This is a genomic window from Flavobacterium sp. NRK1 (genome assembly GCF_024054175.1).
GTDB lineage: Bacteria > Bacteroidota > Bacteroidia > Flavobacteriales > Flavobacteriaceae > Flavobacterium.
In genome coordinates this window covers 940,257-960,567 of record NZ_JAMXLA010000001.1, presented here as the reverse complement: position 1 = coordinate 960,567, position 20,311 = coordinate 940,257, and the positions used below count along the sequence as shown (strand labels likewise).

At 38.0% G+C, this 20,311-nt stretch carries 19 protein-coding genes; 14 read left to right on the top strand and 5 right to left on the bottom strand.

All coding sequences use genetic code 11. From position 1 onward, the window contains the following. Window positions 1-45: 45 nt before the first annotated feature. The 9 genes from pdxA to NHE85_RS04590 all read left to right on the top strand — a co-directional run bounded on the left by pdxA (window position 46) and on the right by NHE85_RS04590 (window position 6,919). Window positions 46-1,095 (top strand): 4-hydroxythreonine-4-phosphate dehydrogenase PdxA, encoded by a 1,050-nt coding sequence (gene pdxA, locus NHE85_RS04630; protein ID WP_252810128.1) that lies wholly within the window; start codon window positions 46-48, stop codon window positions 1,093-1,095. A 135-nt stretch (window positions 1,096-1,230) separates the two neighbouring features. Further along, entirely contained in the window at window positions 1,231-1,773 is a 543-nt protein-coding gene (locus NHE85_RS04625; protein ID WP_252810126.1) for a DUF177 domain-containing protein, read from the top strand. 9 nt (window positions 1,774-1,782) lie between these two features. Further along, window positions 1,783-1,977, top strand: a complete 195-nt coding sequence (gene rpmF, locus NHE85_RS04620; protein WP_026993360.1) for a 50S ribosomal protein L32 — start codon at window positions 1,783-1,785, stop codon at window positions 1,975-1,977. 161 nt (window positions 1,978-2,138) lie between these two features. Beyond that, a complete protein-coding gene (locus tag NHE85_RS04615; RefSeq protein WP_252810124.1) occupies window positions 2,139-3,137 on the top strand; it encodes a beta-ketoacyl-ACP synthase III in 999 nt (332 codons plus the stop codon). A gap of 30 nt (window positions 3,138-3,167) precedes the next feature. Then, window positions 3,168-3,659 carry an acetyl-CoA carboxylase biotin carboxyl carrier protein gene (accB, locus tag NHE85_RS04610; RefSeq protein ID WP_252810122.1) on the top strand — a complete coding sequence of 164 codons (492 nt, stop codon included), beginning with the start codon at window positions 3,168-3,170 and terminating at the stop codon, window positions 3,657-3,659. Window positions 3,660-3,743: 84 nt separating this feature from the next. Next, window positions 3,744-5,093 (top strand): acetyl-CoA carboxylase biotin carboxylase subunit, encoded by a 1,350-nt coding sequence (gene accC / locus NHE85_RS04605; RefSeq protein ID WP_252810120.1) that lies wholly within the window; start codon window positions 3,744-3,746, stop codon window positions 5,091-5,093. A 118-nt stretch (window positions 5,094-5,211) separates the two neighbouring features. Next, the gene (locus tag NHE85_RS04600) at window positions 5,212-5,631 is read left to right on the top strand and encodes a DUF4890 domain-containing protein (protein WP_252810118.1); all 420 of its coding nucleotides are present in this window, start codon (window positions 5,212-5,214) and stop codon (window positions 5,629-5,631) included. 107 nt (window positions 5,632-5,738) lie between these two features. After that, window positions 5,739-6,122, top strand: a complete 384-nt coding sequence (locus NHE85_RS04595; protein WP_252810117.1) for a DUF4890 domain-containing protein — start codon at window positions 5,739-5,741, stop codon at window positions 6,120-6,122. Between the two features lie 392 nt (window positions 6,123-6,514). Next, the gene (locus tag NHE85_RS04590) at window positions 6,515-6,919 is read left to right on the top strand and encodes a hypothetical protein (protein WP_252810114.1); all 405 of its coding nucleotides are present in this window, start codon (window positions 6,515-6,517) and stop codon (window positions 6,917-6,919) included. Between the two features lie 43 nt (window positions 6,920-6,962). Here the strand turns inward: NHE85_RS04590 and NHE85_RS04585 are convergent, their stop codons facing one another. From NHE85_RS04585 to NHE85_RS04575, 3 genes are all read right to left on the bottom strand, one after another. Then, window positions 6,963-8,546: an FMN-binding glutamate synthase family protein gene (locus NHE85_RS04585; protein WP_252810112.1), complete on the bottom strand. Its 1,584-nt coding sequence runs from the start codon at window positions 8,544-8,546 to the stop codon at window positions 6,963-6,965. A 188-nt stretch (window positions 8,547-8,734) separates the two neighbouring features. Further along, window positions 8,735-9,937 (bottom strand): aminopeptidase C, encoded by a 1,203-nt coding sequence (locus NHE85_RS04580; RefSeq protein WP_252810110.1) that lies wholly within the window; start codon window positions 9,935-9,937, stop codon window positions 8,735-8,737. 82 nt (window positions 9,938-10,019) lie between these two features. Further along, entirely contained in the window at window positions 10,020-11,921 is a 1,902-nt protein-coding gene (locus NHE85_RS04575; protein ID WP_252810108.1) for a S9 family peptidase, read from the bottom strand. Between the two features lie 212 nt (window positions 11,922-12,133). Between NHE85_RS04575 and NHE85_RS04570 the strand changes: the two genes are divergently transcribed. Genes NHE85_RS04570 through NHE85_RS04560 form a run of 3 tightly spaced genes read left to right on the top strand, consistent with a single transcriptional unit; the run spans window position 12,134 to window position 15,239 of the window. Then, a complete protein-coding gene (locus NHE85_RS04570; RefSeq protein WP_252810107.1) occupies window positions 12,134-13,363 on the top strand; it encodes a dicarboxylate/amino acid:cation symporter in 1,230 nt (409 codons plus the stop codon). A 29-nt stretch (window positions 13,364-13,392) separates the two neighbouring features. Then, window positions 13,393-14,130, top strand: a complete 738-nt coding sequence (locus NHE85_RS04565; RefSeq protein WP_252810105.1) for a DedA family protein — start codon at window positions 13,393-13,395, stop codon at window positions 14,128-14,130. After that, window positions 14,130-15,239, top strand: a complete 1,110-nt coding sequence (locus NHE85_RS04560; RefSeq protein ID WP_252810103.1) for an FAD-binding oxidoreductase — start codon at window positions 14,130-14,132, stop codon at window positions 15,237-15,239. Before NHE85_RS04565 ends, NHE85_RS04560 begins: the two co-directional genes overlap by 1 nt. Before the next feature lie 8 nt (window positions 15,240-15,247). Here the strand turns inward: NHE85_RS04560 and NHE85_RS04555 are convergent, their stop codons facing one another. Beyond that, the gene (locus NHE85_RS04555) at window positions 15,248-16,294 is read right to left on the bottom strand and encodes a hypothetical protein (protein ID WP_252810101.1); all 1,047 of its coding nucleotides are present in this window, start codon (window positions 16,292-16,294) and stop codon (window positions 15,248-15,250) included. A 150-nt stretch (window positions 16,295-16,444) separates the two neighbouring features. On the opposite strand from NHE85_RS04555, the gene mtgA reads away from it, so the two are divergent. After that, window positions 16,445-17,128, top strand: coding sequence for a monofunctional biosynthetic peptidoglycan transglycosylase (gene mtgA, locus NHE85_RS04550; RefSeq protein ID WP_252810099.1), 684 nt, complete (start codon window positions 16,445-16,447; stop codon window positions 17,126-17,128). Then, window positions 17,125-18,069, top strand: coding sequence for a lipid A deacylase LpxR family protein (locus NHE85_RS04545; protein ID WP_252810098.1), 945 nt, complete (start codon window positions 17,125-17,127; stop codon window positions 18,067-18,069). Before mtgA ends, NHE85_RS04545 begins: the two co-directional genes overlap by 4 nt. Window positions 18,070-18,156: 87 nt before the next feature. Here the strand turns inward: NHE85_RS04545 and NHE85_RS04540 are convergent, their stop codons facing one another. Next, complete coding sequence (locus NHE85_RS04540) at window positions 18,157-20,283, bottom strand: prolyl oligopeptidase family protein (RefSeq protein WP_252810096.1); 2,127 nt, start codon at window positions 20,281-20,283, stop codon at window positions 18,157-18,159. Window positions 20,284-20,311 lie beyond the last annotated feature (28 nt).

Below are 20,311 nucleotides of genomic sequence, written 5' to 3'. Positions count from 1 at the left end.
TATTTTGCTAAATTTGTAGCTTCAAAAGTACAATAAAACAGCATTATGACAAAAAAGGCAGAAAATGTAATCGTGGGGATATCTATAGGCGACCTTAATGGCATTGGACCGGAGGTAATCTTAAAAACGTTTGAAGATACCCGCATGCTGGAGTTTTGCACGCCTGTTATCTTTGGTAACGTAAAAGTGCTGTCTTTCATCAAGAAAAATCTTGAGCTTAACTGCAATCTTCATGGTATAGACAATCTTGACCAATTAGTTATTGGTAAAATAAACGTACTTAACATATGGCGCGAAAGTGTAAATATTGAGTTTGGTAAAAACGATGAGATAGTAGGTAAATATGCTATTAAATCGTTTACCGAAGCTGTTGCAGCATTAAAACAGCATAAAATAGACCTGCTGGTAACAGCTCCTATTAATAAGTATAACATACAGTCTGAAGATTTTAAATTCCCGGGACATACTGATTATCTGGATAAAGAACTGGAAGGCGACGCATTAATGCTTATGGTTCAGGATAATCTTAGGGTAGGCCTGCTTACAGATCATATCCCTGTAAATGAGGTTTCGGCACATTTAACAGAAGAACTTATAAGAAAAAAACTGCTTACTGTAAATCATTCGCTTAAACAGGATTTCGGAATAAATAAACCTAAAATTGCAGTATTAGGGGTAAACCCACACAGCGGAGACAATGGAGTAATTGGTAAAGAAGACGATGCAGTTGTAAAACCGGCCCTTAAAAAATTATTTGAAGAAGGTGTGCTTGTTTTCGGGCCTTATTCGGCAGACAGCTTTTTCGGGAGCGGACAGTATGAAAAATATGATGCGGTAATAGCTGCTTACCATGACCAGGGACTTATACCGTTTAAAACACTGGCTTTTGGCGGCGGAGTTAACTATACAGCAGGCCTTGAGGCAATAAGAACATCGCCCGATCATGGCACGGCTTATGATATAGCAGGTAAGGGAATAGCCGATTTTAATTCGTTTAAAGAAGCTGTATATATGGCACTTGATATATTTCATTCGAGGACTGAGTATGCAGAAATAACTAAAAATCCCTTGAAAATCAAGGAAAAACAGTTATAAACAAAAAAATGTTGATAACCGTTTTGGAATTGCAATAATTTTATATCTTTGCACGCTCAAAACTGTTGTAACGAAATGAGTTGCGGTGTTTTAAGCCGTAATTATCGAGTTTAACAAAATAAAAACCGACTGGAAATGAAAGTGAACAAAGAATTTTTGATTCCTTTTGCGGGGTTGAAACAAGGTAAGCACCAGTTTGAGTTTGAGATTAATAAAGCGTTCTTTGATGACTTTGGTTTTGATGAGTATAACGATGTCAACATCAAAGTGAATCTTGTTTTGGAGAAAAAAATCACAATGCTTGAGTTAAGCTTTAAGCATAAAGGTACTGTAAATGTGCCTTGTGATATTACTAATGAGGATTTTGACCTGCCCGTAAAAGGCAAGCTTGACCTTATAGTGAAATTTGGTGATGAGTATAATGATGATAACGATGAAATGCTCATACTGCCGCATGGCGAATTTCAGGTAGATGTATCGCAGTATATCTATGAGATGATAGTACTGTCGGTTCCTTCAAAACGAATACATCCGGGAGTTAAGGACGGTACCGTCGCCGCCGACATATTAGACAAACTTAACGAGCTTTCCCCAAAGGAAAAGCAAAGAGAAGAAGATAAAAAAGAAGATACAGATCCCCGTTGGGACGAATTAAAAAAACTATTAACGGATAAATAATATAGTAAAATGGCACATCCTAAGAGAAAGACCTCGAAAACCAGAAGAGATAAGAGAAGGACACATTATAAAGCGTCTGTTCCTCAAATTGCTACATGTCCTGTAACAGGAGAAGCACATTTATATCACAGAGCTTACTGGCATGAAGGCAAAATGTATTACAGAGGCCAGGTTGTAATAGACAAAGCAGAAGCTGTAGCATAATTGCAGTAAAAAATAGGGTAAAAACTCTCACAGCGTGAGAGTTTTTTTATTACATACCCATTTTTTTTAATTTAACGGGGCTTATTACATCTCAATTTGCATTTTTTTTGTAATTTCCACCACTTTTCAAATTCCTCAACTGAGATTGAAAAATTTATCCTATGAGTAAAATAACAGCCGCCATTACAGCAGTAGGGGGATATGTTCCAGATTTTGTGTTATCTAACAAGGTGTTAGAAACAATGGTAGATACTAACGATGAATGGATTACTACCCGTACAGGCATTAAAGAAAGGCGCATTCTTAAAGATAAAGACAAAGGAACTTCCTTTTTAGCAATAAAAGCAGCCGAAGACTTACTTAAAAAGTCAGGCACAAATCCTGAAGAGATTGATATGGTGCTTTTAGCAACCACAACTCCGGATATGCCGGTTGCGGCAACAGCAGTTTATGTTGCATCACAAATAGGCGCGGTAAACGCCTTTGCTTACGATTTACAGGCAGCATGTTCAAGTTTTTTATATGGTATGAGTACCGCGGCAGCTTACATTCAGGCGGGCAGATATAAAAAAGTACTGGTTATCGGAGCAGATAAAATGTCTTCAATTATAGATTATACTGACAGGGCAACATGCATTATTTTTGGCGATGGCGCCGGAGCAGCATTGTTTGAGCCAAATGAAGAAGGTCTTGGCCTGCAGGATGAAATTTTAAGAAGTGACGGTATAGGCCGCGAATTCCTTAAAATTGAAGCGGGAGGTTCTTTACTGCCTCCAACCCACGAAACTATAGATAATGGCCAGCACTTTGTTCATCAGGATGGTAAAACTGTATTTAAATATGCGGTTTCCAACATGGCAGATGTAAGTGAAAGGATCATGCAAAACAATAATCTTAATAATGACGATGTTAACTGGCTTATTGCACACCAGGCTAACAGAAGGATTATTGATGCAACTGCTTCAAGAATGAATCTTGACGAAGCTAAAGTATTAGTTAATATAGAAAAGTACGGTAATACAACATCGGCAACACTGCCATTACTGTTAAATGACTTCGAGCACCTTTTTAAAAAGGGAGATAATCTTATCTTTGCTTCTTTTGGAGGCGGATTTACATGGGGTTCTATTTACCTTAAATGGGCATACGATAAAAAATAATCAAACAAACTATACAAAATAACGGAAATTATGGATATTAGAGAGATTCAAAACCTAATCAAGTTTGTAGCAAAATCCGGAGCTACAGAAGTTAAGTTGGAGATGGATGATTTTAAAATCACCATAAAAACAACTGAAGCAGGAGCTGCCGAAACTACAACTTATGTTCAGCACGTTCCTATGGGACAGCCGGTACAACAGGCAATGGCTCCGGCAGCTGCTCCGGCTGCACCACAAGCTCCAGCTGCCGCAGCTCCGGTTGTTGCAGATGATAATTCAAAATACATTACAATTAAGTCGCCAATTATTGGTACACTATACAGAAAACCATCTCCGGACAAACCTGTGTTTGTAGAAGTTGGAAGCACTATCTCTAAAGGAGATGTGGTTTGTGTTATCGAGGCTATGAAATTATTCAACGAGATCGAATCTGAAGTATCGGGTAAAATTGTTAAGGTTTTAGTTGATGATGCTTCTCCGGTAGAATTTGATCAGCCTTTATTCTTAGTAGATCCATCATAAGGAATTTAAATGATGAATTTCAGATACTGTTTTAGTATCGGGAAGATTTAAAATTTATAATTCAAAATTTATAATTTCGAAAAGATGTTTAAAAAAATATTAATTGCAAACAGGGGAGAGATTGCACTTCGTGTAATAAGAACCTGCAGGGAGATGGGTATTAAAACCGTAGCGGTTTACTCTACTGCTGATGCTGAAAGCCTTCACGTAAAATTTGCCGACGAGGCAGTTTGTATAGGCCCGCCGCCAAGCAATCTTTCTTACCTGAAAATATCTAACATTATAGCTGCTGCTGAAATTACTAATGCAGACGCCATACATCCCGGTTACGGATTCCTGTCTGAGAATGCTAAATTCTCTAAAATATGTGGTGAGCATGGTATTAAGTTTATTGGTGCTTCGCCGGATATGATTGATAAAATGGGAGATAAAGCTACGGCTAAAGCTACCATGAAAGCTGCCGGTGTACCATGTGTACCGGGTTCTGACGGTCTTCTTGATTCTTATGAGCATGCAGAAAAGCTGGCTAAAGAATTCGGATATCCTGTAATGCTTAAAGCTACTGCCGGTGGTGGTGGTAAAGGTATGAGGGCTGTATGGAAACAGGATGAGCTTTTAAAAGCATGGGAAAGTGCTAAACAGGAAGCTGCAGCATCTTTCGGCAACGATGGTATGTATATGGAAAAGCTAATTGAAGAGCCTCGCCATATTGAAATACAGGTTGTGGGAGATTCTTTTGGTAAAGCCTGCCACCTTTCTGAAAGGGACTGTTCGGTACAAAGACGCCACCAGAAACTTACTGAAGAAACGCCTTCTCCGTTCATGACCGATGAACTTCGTACTAAAATGGGTGAAGCTGCTGTTAAAGCTGCTGAATATATTAAATATGAAGGAGCAGGTACTGTGGAATTTCTTGTAGATAAACACAGAAATTTCTACTTTATGGAAATGAATACACGTATACAGGTAGAACATCCAATTACAGAACAGGTAATTGATTATGACCTTATACGCGAGCAGATATTAGTGGCTGCAGGTGTGCCTATTTCGGGTAAAAACTATCTGCCGCAACTACACTCTATAGAGTGCCGTATCAACGCTGAAGATCCATATAATGATTTTAGGCCGTCTCCTGGTAAAATCACTACACTGCATATGCCGGGCGGACATGGGGTGCGTTTAGATACTCACGTTTATTCTGGTTATACAATTCCGCCAAACTATGATTCAATGATCGCTAAATTAATAACTACTGCCCAAACAAGGGAAGAAGCTATTAATAAAATGAAGCGTGCTCTTGATGAGTTTGTGATAGAAGGTATTAAAACAACTATACCTTTCCACAGGCAGTTAATGGATGAGCCGGATTATGTAGAAGGTAATTACACTACAAAATTCATGGAATCTTTTAAAATGAAAGATCCTGTACAATAAAAATTCAGCCTCTGTATTCAGAGGCTTTTTTTATTATATTAGCCTTCGGCAAAAAAATGGTACAATAGTTGTTTTGCTCAAATTCAATAAACCAAAAAAATATTTAAAGATGTTAAAAATGATTATTTCTGCAGTTAAAACAATGGCCGCTGCTATTGTACTGCTTATTGCAGTTACTAATACGGTATCTGCTCAGGACCGTGCCGAAACGGGCGCAAAACGTTTATCAGACAGAATGAAAACTGAATTGACCTTAAATGATGACCAGTACGCCAAGGTACATGAAATTAATAAGGAATTTATCAGCAAAACCATGGAAACTAAAAAGGCTAATGCAGATCAGTCTGCAAGAGCAGAAAGAGTTAAGGCAGTTAAAGCATTTAATGAAGAAAGAGAAGCAAAATTAAAAGCTGTACTTACTGAAGAGCAGTTTAAAACTTATCTTGATAACAAGGCACAAAAAACACAGCGATTTCAACAAAGCCGAATAGACAGGAAAGAAATGAAAGTTCAGACGGCTCCGGTAAAAAAATCATAATTTCTTCCCCTGCCCAGCAGGGGATTTTTTTATACCCATATAAACACTTTTCTTTTATATTTGCTAATAGCGGCTTTTCCGCATTTTATTAACTATAAACCAAAATCATGATTAAAAGATTTATTAGCGCTGCAAAAACTATATTAGGAGCAGCTGTATTATTAATTGCTGTAACAACCACAGCTGCAGCTCAGGAAACAGATAAAATATCGGAAAGCTCTAAAGCGGTTGCTGCTCAGATGAAAAATCAGCTGGGACTTAATGATACACAGTATACACAGGTTGTTGAAGTAAACAAGGCATATCTTAAAAAAGTAAAAGACTGTAATGAATCGGCAGATAATGCTTCGGCTAAAGCAAAAAAAACACATGCTATAAATGAAGAGAGAGATACTAAGCTAAAGTCTGTACTAACGGCTACACAATATAAAAAATATGCAGCTGCAAGAGCAAATAATATCCGTAAGCTAAAAGATGTTGCAGGATTGTAGTATAAGATCTAATTTTTTAAAAGCCCTGCCTAAGTAAGCAGGGCTTTTTCTATTTCTAACTGTCCTCAGAGTTGAATTTCTGAAGTTTTTGCCATTTTAGTGCTGTATTGTATTGTTAAAAATGGCTGTCTTATCTTTTCTTTAAGATTTCGTTAACACTTTAAATGCATTTAAATCCGATGAAATGCATTGCGTTATAAAAGTACTGTAATTCAATATGTTAAAATTTTTTATGTAAGAAATTTATACACAGATATTTAGCTTTATCAATGACTCTTTTCTTAATTTTTTGTGAAAAAAATCTTAAATAAAATGTAGGGTATTTTAATTGGTAACTGTTATTTTGTGTACGAAAGAGAAAAAATTAATTTACATAAAAAATTGTTTTGAATATGGAAATGGATATGATGCCATTGTTTAACAATAGCTGCGGGAAGATATTTAACGATAGGATAATTTTAGCTTCTCCACACCGGGAAAACCATGTTAAGTTTGAGTCTGTTCAGAAATTGGAATTTGTAACCAAGGTTAGTATAAAATCGCTCTTATGGGTACTTATATCCTCTTCATTTTTCTTTATTCTATATTTAGAAAGAAATCTTGAAGGATGGATCTTTTCCCTGATTGCATTAATAGCACTTGGTTTTACTATTTTGTCTTTAGTAATGGTCGAAAAGAATTACCAGATTTTAGTTCATATGAATGATGGATCTAAAACAAGGATCAATGTTGCAAAGGACAACAAGAAAGATGCTAAAAAGTTTATTGATATTGCTAAGAAAAAGCACAATAAGTAATAAATATAAAGCCCCGTTACCGGGGCTTTTATTTTGGCTTTATTTAAAATTTTTCTACAGATGATTTCTTCCAGAAGTAAGACCATCTTTCAGGTACTGTCTGTTCATGTATAAGACAGCCTTTTTCAAGTTCAGGATAGGTTTCTTCTAAAGTCACTATTCTGGTTCTGTCAACCCTCATACTTACTACGCTTCTGTCTACTTTATTAGGGTGTGCTATACCGGCAGATGCCATTAATTCCATAGCACTTTTAACGGTTTCCTGCTGAAAGCGGAATACACGAACACTTTTTTCTTCAGGAACAAGCCCTTTAACAAGTTTTGGGTCTTGTGTGGCTACACCTGTAGGGCATGTATTTTTATGGCATTCCAGCGCCTGTATGCAGCCCAGAGCGAACATCATTCCCCTGGCAGAGTTGCAAAGATCGGCTCCGGTTGAAAGCGTTTTAATAATATCAAAGCCTGTAACAATTTTTCCGCTGCATATAATCTTAATCTGTTCGCGGACACCGAAACCTACTAATGAATCATGTACAAAGGCTAACGCATCGCGCAATGGCATACCTACATGGTCTGAATATTCCTGTGGTGCTGCTCCGGTTCCTCCTTCGGCGCCGTCTACAGTAATAAAATCAAAATAGGTCTTAGTGCTAACCATAGCCTTGCAGATAGATAGGAATTCAGATTTATTGCCGATACATATCTTCATTCCTATAGGTTTGCCTCCCGACCCTTTACGCAATAGTTTTATAAAATCCATAAGCTCAAGCGGAGTGGTAAAGGCAGAGTGATAAGCAGGCGATATAATATCCCTTCCTTTACTTACTATACGGATGTTTGCAATTTCATCAGTTACTTTTTCTTTTGGTAAAATTCCTCCATGTCCGGGTTTTGCACCCTGCGAGAATTTTATTTCTATCATTTTTACTTTATCAAGCACGGCTCTTTTAGCGTATTCTTCATAAGAAAAATTGCCATCAGCATCTCTACAGCTAAAATAACCTGTACCAATGTTCCATACAATATCACCTCCAGGTTCTAAGTGATAATGAGATAATCCGCCCTCGCCTGTGTTGTGATAAAAGTTTCCCTGTTTAGCACCTGCATTCAGTGCAAGTATGGCATTTTTACTTAATGAGCCATAGCTCATAGCGCTAATATTAAATAAGCTCGCACTATAAGGTTTGGTGCATTGTTCAGACCCGATCATTATTCGCGGGTCATGATTTATATCTTTTAAAGGCAAGGCTCTTATACTGTGGTTTATCCACAGATACCCCATGTCATACACATTAAGCTGGGTTCCAAAAGGGGTAGTGTCATTTTCTTTTTTACTGCGTTGGTAAATAAGGCTTCGTTGTAAACGGTTAAACGGCTTTCCATCTAAATCGGTTTCAATAAAATACTGTCGTATTTCCGGGCCTATAGATTCAAGCAGATAACGCATCCTGCCCAATAAAGGGAAATTGCGCCTTATGGATTTTTTAGACTGATACATATCATAAAATCCCATAGCTATCAGCGGAAGGAAGATGAGAAGTAAAAGGATTGATTTCCAGTTAATATAAGTAAGCAGGGCAATAATTGATAAAGAGGTAATGGTAAAAAGAATAAATACTTTTCTCATAATTAGCAGCTAAGTATTGTGTTTTCCTGAGTTGAAAACAATTAGTTTGTTGTGAAATATACTCTGATTAACAAAGATAGCAAGTATTTTGGCGCCTTTATGCTAGAAAGAGTATAAATAGCGGATATAAAAAATCCCGAAAGTATAACTTTCGGGATTTATGAATTAATTAAGATGAAAAGCGTTTTTTACTGCTTTATGTCAAGTTTTTTAGCTATTGCAGAAGGTAAACCACCTTTGTTAAGCAAAATAGCTGTAGACTTATATTTTACAAAGTTTTTAGTCATGTACATGTACCCTTTATAATCGTTAGATGCACCCCATGAGTTTTTTATAATATAGTATTCTTTACCTGTCTGGTCTTTTGCAAGCCCTACAATGTGCATACCGTGGTCATCTGTAGTATTGTAGTTATCAAAAGCTTTTTGGCGAAGCTCAGGAGTAATTTCAAGCTCTTCTTTTGGCCCGATAAACATTCCTTCTTTTTCTTCTGGAGTCATTTCGCTGAAGTTTTTTGACGGAACATAAGCAACACCATTTTTCCAGCTAAATCCTTTTTCGCTAACATCTCCGGCCCATCCTACAGTATAACCTTTTTTAAGAGCATTATCTATAATATCTGTAAGATCGTTTAGTTTTACGTTATATACTAAGTCAAGCGACCAGTTGTCCGGCACCATTAGTACAAACTGAGAGTAGTAAGGATGGTCTGTAAATGAAGACAGCTCTACATAATCGTCTGCATTAATTCCTATAACATTTTTTGCAAATGTCTGCGGAGTATATTTTTTACCTTTCCATTCAAAAGACTGAGGTACTTCGCCAAGATAAGTATCTATAACAGATGTATAAGCTTTTATCCAGTTTGGTGAAAGCTCTCCGTTAGGGTTTTTTACCGCTGCTTCAAGAACACCCTGTCCCATTGCCTGCATTTCTGCAAATTTGTTATTTGTAGTGCCATAGTTAAGGCCTGTATAAAGACTTTGCGGCAATGCACCATATTGGCGGTACATATTAATTACATCATGTAGTGCGCCACCATCACCAAGTGTAATAGCACCATGCATACGCACATAATTTTTACCTTTTTCTATATAAGCGTTACGTGCAGTATATATTTGAGAAATTTCAACCGGCTCTTTACCCATGCGTATCATTTCTGATTCAAGGAAAGAGTTTGCTGAATAACTCCAGCAAGTACCTGATGATCCCTGATTTTTTACCGGAGTATTTTCGATATTGATAACATCTGAAAATTTAAATGCTTCTGCGCTGTTTGCGCTCTGGTTATTTTTAAGTGAATTTACAAGATAATCTTGTGCAATTCCTGTCTGCATTCCCCCAAATAGCAACGCTGCTGCTACAAGTGGTTTAACTGAAAAATTATACATTCTTAAACTGTTAGTTTTTATTGTTTTTTTGTGAGCGCTAAAATACTGAAAATTTACAAAATAGCTCATTTTTTTGCAAATTCTATAAAGTTTCCTTCAACCATTTAAAAAACTCCCTTTGCCATACTAAAGCATTTTGCGGTTTAAGTATCCAGTGGTTTTCTTCAGGAAAAACCATAAAACGGCTCTTTATCCCTCTTAGCTGTGCTGCCTGAAATGCCTCCTGGCCCTGCCCTATAGGTACGCGGTAATCTATGCCTCCCTGAATTACAAAGATGGGAGTGTTCCATTTATCAACGTTATTTATGGGGTTAAATTGCGTATAAGTTTTTTGCGCTGCTGCATTATTTTTTTCCCAGTACGGCCCGCCGCTGTCCCAGTTGGTAAAGAAAACTTCTTCGGTAGTGCCATACATACTCTGCAGGTTAAACACCCCGGCGTGTGCAATAAATGTTTTAAAACGGTTGTTGTGAATGCCCGCAAGATAGAAAACAGAGTAACCGCCATAACTTGCCCCTACAGCACCAAGCCTTGCTTTATCTACATAAGATTCTTTGGCTACATCATCTATAGCTGAAAGGTAATCGTCCATTGGTTGTCCTCCCCAGTCTTTACTTATTGCTTCATTCCATTCTACACCATGGCCCGGCATGCCACGACGGTTTGGCGCAACAACAATATAACCCTGTGCTGCCATAACCTGGAAATTCCATCTGAAAGAATAAAATTGTGTCAATGCACTTTGAGGTCCTCCCTGGCAATACAAAAGGGTAGGATATTTTTTTGAAGCATCAAAATTTGGAGGTAATATTACCCATACCAGCATTTTTTTGCCATCGGTAGTGCTAACATAGCGTTTTTCTGTTTTACTAAGGGCAATTCCGGCATAAGCCGCATCATTTACTTTAGTTATCTGAGCCCATTTTTTCTTTTTAAGGTCATAGCTGTAAATTTCGCTGGCGTGGTTCATATCGGTACGTTCTACAATTATTTTGTCGCCGTTAAAACCTGTAATACCATTAATATCAAAAATGCCATCGGTAAGCTGCCTTACAGAAATTGCAATTTTTGTTAACCCAGGAAAGTTAACCTCAAAAAGCTGTTTTGTACCATCTGTAGCCGCAAGAAAATATATTTTTTTACCATCCGGGCTCCAGTTAAAGCTGTCAACTGTGCCATCCCAGCCCGCAGTAAGGTTAATGTCTGTTCCTTTAAAACGAACAATAATATCATTTTTGTCAGCCTCATAACCATTGCGCTTCATTTGCAGCCACGTCAGATCGCCTTGTGGCGAATAAGCAGGTTGAGTATCATAACCCGGATTATTTGGTGTCAGGTTAACCGTTGCTTTAGACTCCAGGTTATATTCATATAAATCGGTATTTGTGCTTGTTGCATAAGCTGTACCTTCTTTTTTCTTGCTTACATATATAATGCTTTTTCCGTCCGGCGACCAGGTATAATCTTCCTCTCCGCCAAAAGGTTTTTGAGGTGAGTCATACGGTTCATTAAGCATTATGTCGGTAAAGTTGTCTTTATCCCCTACAGGAGTATAGCCCACATGGTTATGAGTCCCGTCGTTCCAGGTATCCCAGTGGCGGTAATCAAGCCCATCATAAATTTTTACATTGCTTTTGTCCAGTTCCGGGTAATAATCTTCACCCAGAGCCTTGCCAACTTTTACTTCTTTAGAAGTAAGCATCCATTTTCCGTCAGCCGAAACATATTTATCGTTAAGAAGTTCTTTGTACTCGGTAACTTCTGTTGCATTGCCTCCATTTACCGGAATAGTGTAAAATTTTGAAGCCAGTTTGTTCTCCTCAATATTTGGGGTAGATACTTTATAAACAATATTTTTTCCGTCTTTGGTAATGCCAAGCGCGCTTACACGGCCCAGTTTCCAAAGTAGTTCGGGTGACATGACCTGCTGTGCCGAAGCTGTTAATCCCATGATGCTTACCGTTAGTAGTAAAAGTTTTTTCATTGTTGCACAATTTTAATAGGCCCTAAAAGTAATGATTTTCTTTGATTTGTATTATTAGTGTATGTATGCAGATTTTTGTTATAGAAATGATTTTATTTTGACATACCGTGTTAAATGTTTGTAAATACTGCAAAATAATCAGGTAAAAAAAATAAGGAAACCCACATTTGAAAAAATATGAGTATTTTCACGCACTTAAAAAACTCATATTAGTGAAAAGCAACAATAAACTCTTTATTGCTATAGTTGCAGGACTTGTTCTTGGGGTAGCCTTGGGTGGCCTGGTACACTATCAGTATCCTGAAAGCGGTGAGGGCTTTGCCAAAAATATAAAGCTGTTAGGTACTATATTTATTCGTATGGTACAAATGATTATTGCACCATTGGTATTTTCTACCCTTGTGGTAGGTATTGCAAAAATGGGCGATATGAAAATGGTGGGCCGCGTAGGGGGTAAGGCAATGGCGTGGTTTCTTTCGGCATCATTAATGTCACTAATGCTGGGTATGATGCTTGTAAACTGGCTTGCGCCGGGTAAAGATGCTTCTGTTTCTATGGCAGATGTAAAATCTGCGGATGATTTAGTAAAAAATACCCATTCTTTTTCGCTTGAAGAGTTTGTGAAGCATGTTGTGCCTAAAAGTATATTTGAGGCTATGGCCACCAATGAAATACTGCAAATTGTTATTTTCTCTATACTATTCGGTATTGCACTTTCATCAATTGGCAGGTATGCAAAACCGTTAATAAGCACATTAGAAACAGTATCGCACGTGGTGCTTAAAATGGTTAGCTATATTATGTGGGTAGCGCCTTTTGGTGTTTTTGGTGCGGTAGCAGGAGCTGTGGCTATTTATGGTTTTGATATATGGAAACTGTATGCCAATTATCTTGTGGCGTTTGGCTTTGGTATATTATGCTTATGGGTTATATTGCTGGCTGTAGGATACCTTATTTTAGGCAACAGGTTATGGGCTTTGCTTAAAAGGCTTGCCAGCCCTTTACTTATTGCATTTTCTACTACAAGCAGCGAGGCGGTTTTTCCTAAACTTACGGAAGAGCTTGAACGTTTTGGATGCGACCCAAAAATAGTTTCGTTTACATTGCCATTGGGGTATTCTTTCAACCTTGACGGCAGTATGATGTACATGACCTTTGCAAGTTTATTTATTGCACAGGTGTATGGTATAGATATGCCTATTGAAAAACAGATTTTAATGTTGCTGGTACTTATGTTAACCAGTAAAGGTGTGGCGGGGGTTCCCAGGGCTTCGCTTATTGTGGTTGTGGCTACCTGTGCCATGTTTGGCATTCCGCCTGAAGGCATTGCACTTATATTGCCTATTGATCACTTTTGTGATATGGCGCGCAGTATGACCAACGTACTGGGCAACGCACTTGCTACCAGTGCGGTTGATAAATGGGAAGCTAAAAGAGACTAAATTCATCATCAAAAAAAGATACATTTTATATGGACAGTTTTCACTGGACGCAGTTAATAAACCCAGAGTTTTATATTAATCTCCACATAGGCGGGGTACCGGTAGGTATTTACGTTGTATTGTTTATTGTTTTTGCCGAAACCGGGCTTTTTGCCGGTTTCTTTTTGCCGGGCGACAGCCTTTTATTCCTTGCAGGGATATACAGCTCAGAGCTTATGGCTACGCTTTTTTCAATAGAAGGCGATTTTTTTAACGTACTGTCATTATCATTGCTTGTTGGGCTTGCCGGAATTTTAGGCAATACTTTTGGCTATTGGTTCGGGTCAAGAAGCGGAACCTATCTTTACACTAAAGAAGATTCTTTCTGGTTCAAGAAAAAATACCTGGTGCAGTCGCATGAGTTTTTTGAAAAGCATGGTGGGCGTGCTATCATTTTTGCACGCTTCCTTCCGGTTATAAGAACATTTGCTCCTATCATTGCAGGAATTGTTAAGATGGATAAAAAGAGATTTATGCTTTTTAATATCATCAGTTCTTTCCTTTGGTCTTTTACCCTGATATTTTCAGGGCGCTACCTGTATAAGCTTTTCCTTGATAAATTTGAAATAGACCTTAAATCGCATATCGAAATAATAATTATCGGTATTGTGCTTATTACTACTGTTCCTTTGGTGCTGAATGCTATAAAAGGTAAAAAGGTAACTGAGGAAGAAGCTAAGAGAGAGGCTGACGATGACGACGATTCTAACATTATACCTCCAATGTAATGTTTAGCTACTGGGAAATTAAGAACTGGTTTTCCGGTGTAGATTACACCATTGTAGGCAGCGGAATTGTAGGCCTCCATGCCGCATTACGCCTTCGCGAACGTTTTCCGAACAGTAAAATACTTGTTTTAGAACGTGGATCGCTTCCGCAGGGAGCAAGCACTAAAAATGCAGGGTTTGCCTGTTTTGGCAGCCTTTCTGAAATTAACGACGACCTAAAGACTCATACCGAAGAAGAAGTTTTAGAGTTGATTAACAAACGCTGGGCCGGACTGCAGTTATTACGTAAACGTCTTGGTGATGCTGTTATAGACTTTAAACCTTTCGGGGGCTATGAGCTTTTTCTTGAAAATGATACCGCAGGCTATGAAGAGTGCCTTCGCCGGATGCCTTTTGTAAATGAAGTGCTTAAGCCACTTTTTAAAACAGATGTGTTTGCTAAGGAAGTAGATCGGTTTGATTTTAAAGGAATTCATGAATATCTAATTTTCAATCCGTTTGAAGGGCAGATTGATACAGGTAACATGATGCAGGCATTGCTCAAAGAGGCTTATGCTAATAATATTCTTATCCTTAACAGTCAGACAGTTACTGCACATCATGAAAAAGCTGACGGAGTAGAAGTTGCTCTGGGCGAATTTACTTTTACTACTAAAAAACTGCTTTTTGCTACTAATGGTTTTGCTTCAAAATTAACCAATGATGCCGTAAGGCCGGCGCGTGCTCAGGTGCTTATTACAGAGCCAATTCCTAATCTGGATATAAAAGGAACTTTCCATATTGACAGAGGGTATTATTACTTTCGGAATATAAATGACCGCATACTTTTTGGCGGCGCGCGTAATCTTGACTTTGAAGGTGAAACTACTGCTGAATTTGGCGAAACGGACATCATTCAGCAGCAACTTGAAAAAATGCTGCGAGAGGTAATTTTACCAACTACCGATTTTACTATTGCCCATCGCTGGAGTGGTATTATGGGTATGGGCAACCATAAAAAACCTATTGTTGAGCAGTTATCGCAAAATACATATTGTGGCGTTCGCCTTGGCGGTATGGGTGTAGCAATAGGCAGTATGATTGGTGCTGAGCTGGCGGACTTGGTTTAATATGAAATTTAGTAATGTTCTTCTTTTGGATAGTAGCCCCCACCATAAAACCGACTCATAAATGGGTTACTATTTGCAAAAGTGTACAGAACCTGAACAAATCCATATTTTAAATTCAGGTTTTTAATGCCATTATTTTTAAAAATGGCTTTTATTTTTTTGGCATTATAAGAAGAAACTTTTATATACCTGTCAGCATCATAAACTACTTTTTTTACTTTCCCTTTTTTATTAAAATAGATCTTATAGCGACCATCTGCGGGTAACTCTGACCGGTTAGTGTTTTTTAGTGCGGTTGTCAGGTGCTCTTCAATAACCTTTATATAAGGTGCTATCTTTCCTTCGGCTCTCCGTCTTTTTTTCCATTTGCGTACTTTGTCTTTGATTGGGCTATCCCAGGAAAAGAAACCATCATAATAATATCTTCCAGGTTCGAGTTTATCATTAAAATTCACGAACAATTGATTCCAGTTTAAAATCGACCGAAGATCAAAATATAATTTCTTAATTTTTAGGACATCTTCATGTGTATTGTCCTGGCATCGGGGACAATCGTAAATTGTGTGGGTGATAGCTTCATCGGCTTTGAAATCAAATGAAATACCTCCGCCACCTATAGAGTATATATTCCATTGAGGAAAGTTCTCCCTTGAAGGAATTGTGTTTATTTTATTGCGAATTATGAATTGACCAATTTGCGATGCTTTATCTGATTTTACATTGGTATAACGAAATATATAAGTGTCACGTAGATTTTCTTTTCTTTTTATAGTGTCACTATTTTCTAAAATGACATTATTAAGAATACGTCCTTTAAAATTAATGCCGTCATTGCTATAAATGTCTGCTACCTGATTATTTTCCCTATACCTAAAATGATATTTATAAGGTGAGTTTTTAATTCTTGGAAGGTTTGCATACAATAGCTGCATATCGTCCCAAAAACCTCCATATTCATTTACTACAAGAGTTGTATCTATAGCTGTTCTATGAAGTTTTTGTGCTAATGCAATAGTATAAAGACTACAAAATAGTAATACTAACTTTAATTTCATAGTTGGTGATTTGCTATAATAACTTTAAATGGTGCTCAATTATTATTTTGGGCATTTATCAAAATTGACATTTTTTCTATTTGTTAATGAATCATATTACTTGCCTTTCAAACTAATTCGTAATTTTGGTGTCTATTAACCAATTGCTTTATGTTCAAAAAAATATTCCGTTTTCTATTTAAGGCTTTTTTATGGTTCATTGCCCTGTCGGTGTTTTTTGTACTCGTGTTCCGTTTTGTACCGGTTCCTTTTACACCGTTAATGATATCAAGAGCTTTTGAGCAAAAAGAAAATGGTAAAGAAATGACTTCAAGCCACGATTGGGTGCCTCTGGAAGAAATATCACCTAATCTCCAAAAAGCAGTCATTGCCAGTGAAGATGACCTTTTCCTTACGCACAACGGCTTTAATTTTGATGCCATGTATAAGGCATACAAAAACAATAAAAAAGGTAAAAAAATAAAAGGGGGCAGTACTATAAGTCAGCAAACTGCAAAAAATGTATTTCTGTGGCAGGGCAGAAGTTATCTTCGTAAAGGCCTGGAAGCTTACTTTACAGTGCTAATAGAAATGCTTTGGAGCAAAGAGCGCATTATGGAGGTGTACCTAAACAGTATAGAAATGGCCGATGGCGTTTATGGTGCTCAGGCTGCTGCGCAGCACTGGTATGGTAAAGATGCCAAAGACCTAACTAAATACGAAGCTGCCGGAATTGCGGCAATATTACCTAATCCGCGCAGGTTCAGGGCTACACGCTCATCAGGTTATACCGAAAGGCGTAAAGGCAGAATTATAAAACTGATGCGTTACGTTAAGCTTGATTACGAACAGTGAAAAAAATAATTGTTATAACTGCACTTTTGTGCTTTACGCTTTCTTATGCACAAAAGCCTGCCGAAATTGGTCTTATTACAGATAATGACCTTTATACATCTCCTATAAACGATCAGTACTATACCGCAGGTATGGAATTCTTTTATCGCTACCTGAGTGATCATCAGTCTGAAAAGCTTGCTAAAAAAATATACGATTTCCGTATCGGACAATATATTTATAATCCGCAGTCAGTCCGTGCAGCAGATATTGATGTGAACGACAGGCCTTTTGCAGGATACCTTTTCGGTGAGTTTGGCATCAATTACTACTACACTAATGAAAGTGTACTCAAACTAAATATTCAGGGAGGTGTAATGGGGCCGGAAGCTCAGGCGGAAGTCGTGCAGAAAGGTCTTCATAAACTTATTGGGTATCATACTGTGCAGGGGTGGCAATATCAGGTAACAACTTCGGTTGCGGCACAGTTAGGAGCGTATTATTCACATAAGGTACTGGGTAATCGTTTTAAAGAAAAAGTAGATTTTCATTTGCTGGGCGAACTTAATGCCGGAACAATATGGAATAGTGCCAGTGCAGGGGCAATGATGCGCATAAGCCTTAAAAGACCGCTTCAGCCTATGTATAATTCAAGTTTGCATAATGCAGTACTTAGTCATGATAAAGAAGTGTATAAACAGCACAGGGAACTTTTCTTGTATTTGAACCCTAATGTACAGTATATGCAGTATGATGCCACTATAGAGGGCAGTCATTTTAACGATACCAGCCCGGTAACTTATCCGCTTATACCATTCAGGTTTAATGCCGAAGTAGGTGTAAAGTATCGTTATAATAACTGGAATTATTCCTACTCATTTAACTATCGCGGTAAAGAGCTTTCCAATAATGTAATAACCGGATTTTATTACGGGTCTATCCAGATTTCTTATTTACTGTAGTTATACTGCTTAAAATAAAAAGGCCTGTCTCAAGAGTAATATTAGGAATTACTCATGAGACAGGCCTTTTATAAAATCCGGACTGAATTATTTTTTTACTTTAGGAGTTACGCCCATATTGTAAAGTGTAAATGCCTGCACATCACTGTACTCGTCAATCATCTGCGCTACCGATTTTCCTGCTCCGTGTCCGGCTTTTACCCCAATTCTTATTAGTACAGGGTTGTCACCTTTATGCTTAGCCTGTAACTCTGCTGCAAATTTAAAACTATGTGCCGGCACAACGCGGTCATCATGATCTCCTGTTGTTATTAATGTTGCAGGGTAGTGGATGCCTTGTTTTACATTATGTACAGGCGAATACCCTTTCAGGTAATTAAACATTTCTGCGCTGTCTTCGGCTGTGCCATAATCGTATGCCCATCCGGCACCTGCCGTAAAAGTATGATAACGAAGCATATCAAGCACGCCTACTGCCGGCAGAGCAACTTTCATAAGGTCTGGTCGCTGTGTCATAGTAGCACCAACAAGCAGTCCGCCGTTAGAACCTCCGCTTATAGCAAGATAGTCAGACGAAGTGTAGTTGTTATTTATAAGATATTCGGCGGCAGCTATAAAATCATCAAATACGTTTTGTTTTTGTTGTTTAGTACCTGCATCATGCCATTTTTTACCATATTCACCACCGCCCCTAAGATTAGCTACGGCATATATTCCGCCGTTTTCCATCCATACAGCATTAGGTACGCTGAAGCTTGGGGTAAGGCTGATGTTAAACCCGCCATAACCATATAGTATAGTTGGGTTTTTACCATTAAGTTTAATTCCCTTTTTATGTGTAATTATCATTGGTATTTTAGTTCCGTCTTTTGAAGTATAAAATACCTGCTGTGATTCATAATCGTCGCTATTAAAATCTACTTTTGGTTTTTGATATACTTCCGATTTTCCTGATTTGGCATCGTAAGAATAAATAGTACCCGGAGAAATATAATTGGTAAAGGAATAATATAGTGTTTTTTCTTCTTTTTTGCCGCCAAAGCCACCCACGGTACCTATGCCGGGCAGCGATACATTGCGTATAAGCTTTCCGTCATAATCATATTGTTTTACTACCGATACGGCATCCTGCATATATTCGGCAAAAATGTAGCCTGAACCTGTTGAAGCAGAAAGCACATTATCGGTTTGCGGAATAAGGTCTTTCCAGTATTTCTGTTGCGGATTGGCAGCATCTACCGTAATAATTTTTTTGTTAGGGGCTTCGTAGTTGGTAACAATAAACAGTGTACTACCGTCATTATCTATAATATTGCTGTCGGTCTCAAAGTTGTCTATTATAGTAATAAAATCGCTATTGGTTTTTGTAAGGTCTTTAATATAAAGTTCATTGCCTGATGTAGAGTTGGCTGCCGAAACAATAAGGTAATGCATATCTTCGGTAACATAGCCGCCTACATAACGCCTTTTCTGATCCAGGCCAAATACTACTTTATCTTCTTTTTGCGGAGTGCCCAGTTTATGGTAGTATAGTTTATGCTGATCTGTTTTTGCTGAAAGCTCACTGCCTTCGGGCTTGTCATAGCTGGAGTAATAAAAGCCTTCGCTGCCTTTCCATGATACTCCGCTGAATTTCACATCAACAATAGGCTCGCCTACCAGTTTTTTAGTTTCGGTATCCATAATAAAGACCTTGCGCCAGTCGCTTCCTCCTTCAGAGATGGAGTACGCCATTAGGTCGCCTTTTTTGGTAAAGTTTGTACCGCCTAAAGATGTTGTGCCATCTTTAGAAAGGGTATTAGGATCAAGAAATACTTCTTCCTTGCCGTTTTTGTCCTTACGGTATAGTACCGACTGGTTTTGTAAACCATTGTTTTTATAGTAGTATGTATAGTCGCCTTCTTTAAAGGGTGCGCCTATCCTCTCATAGTTCCATAGCTTTTCAAGCCTTGCCTTAATAGCATCGCGAAAAGGTATTTTAGAAAGGTAATTAAAGGTGACTTCATTTTCGGCTTTTACCCATGCTGCTGTTTCTTCAGAACGGTCGTCTTCAAGCCAGCGGTAAGGGTCGGGTACTTCAGTTCCAAAATAGGTATCAGTATTGTCTGCTTTTCTTGTTTCAGGATATTTAATAGAGGTTTTGCTATTTTCGTGCATCTGTGCGTTAATGGTAAGGCTGCAGGCAGCAGCCATAAATGTTATAGTTTTTTTCATCTCTGCGGGGTTAGATACACAAAAATAG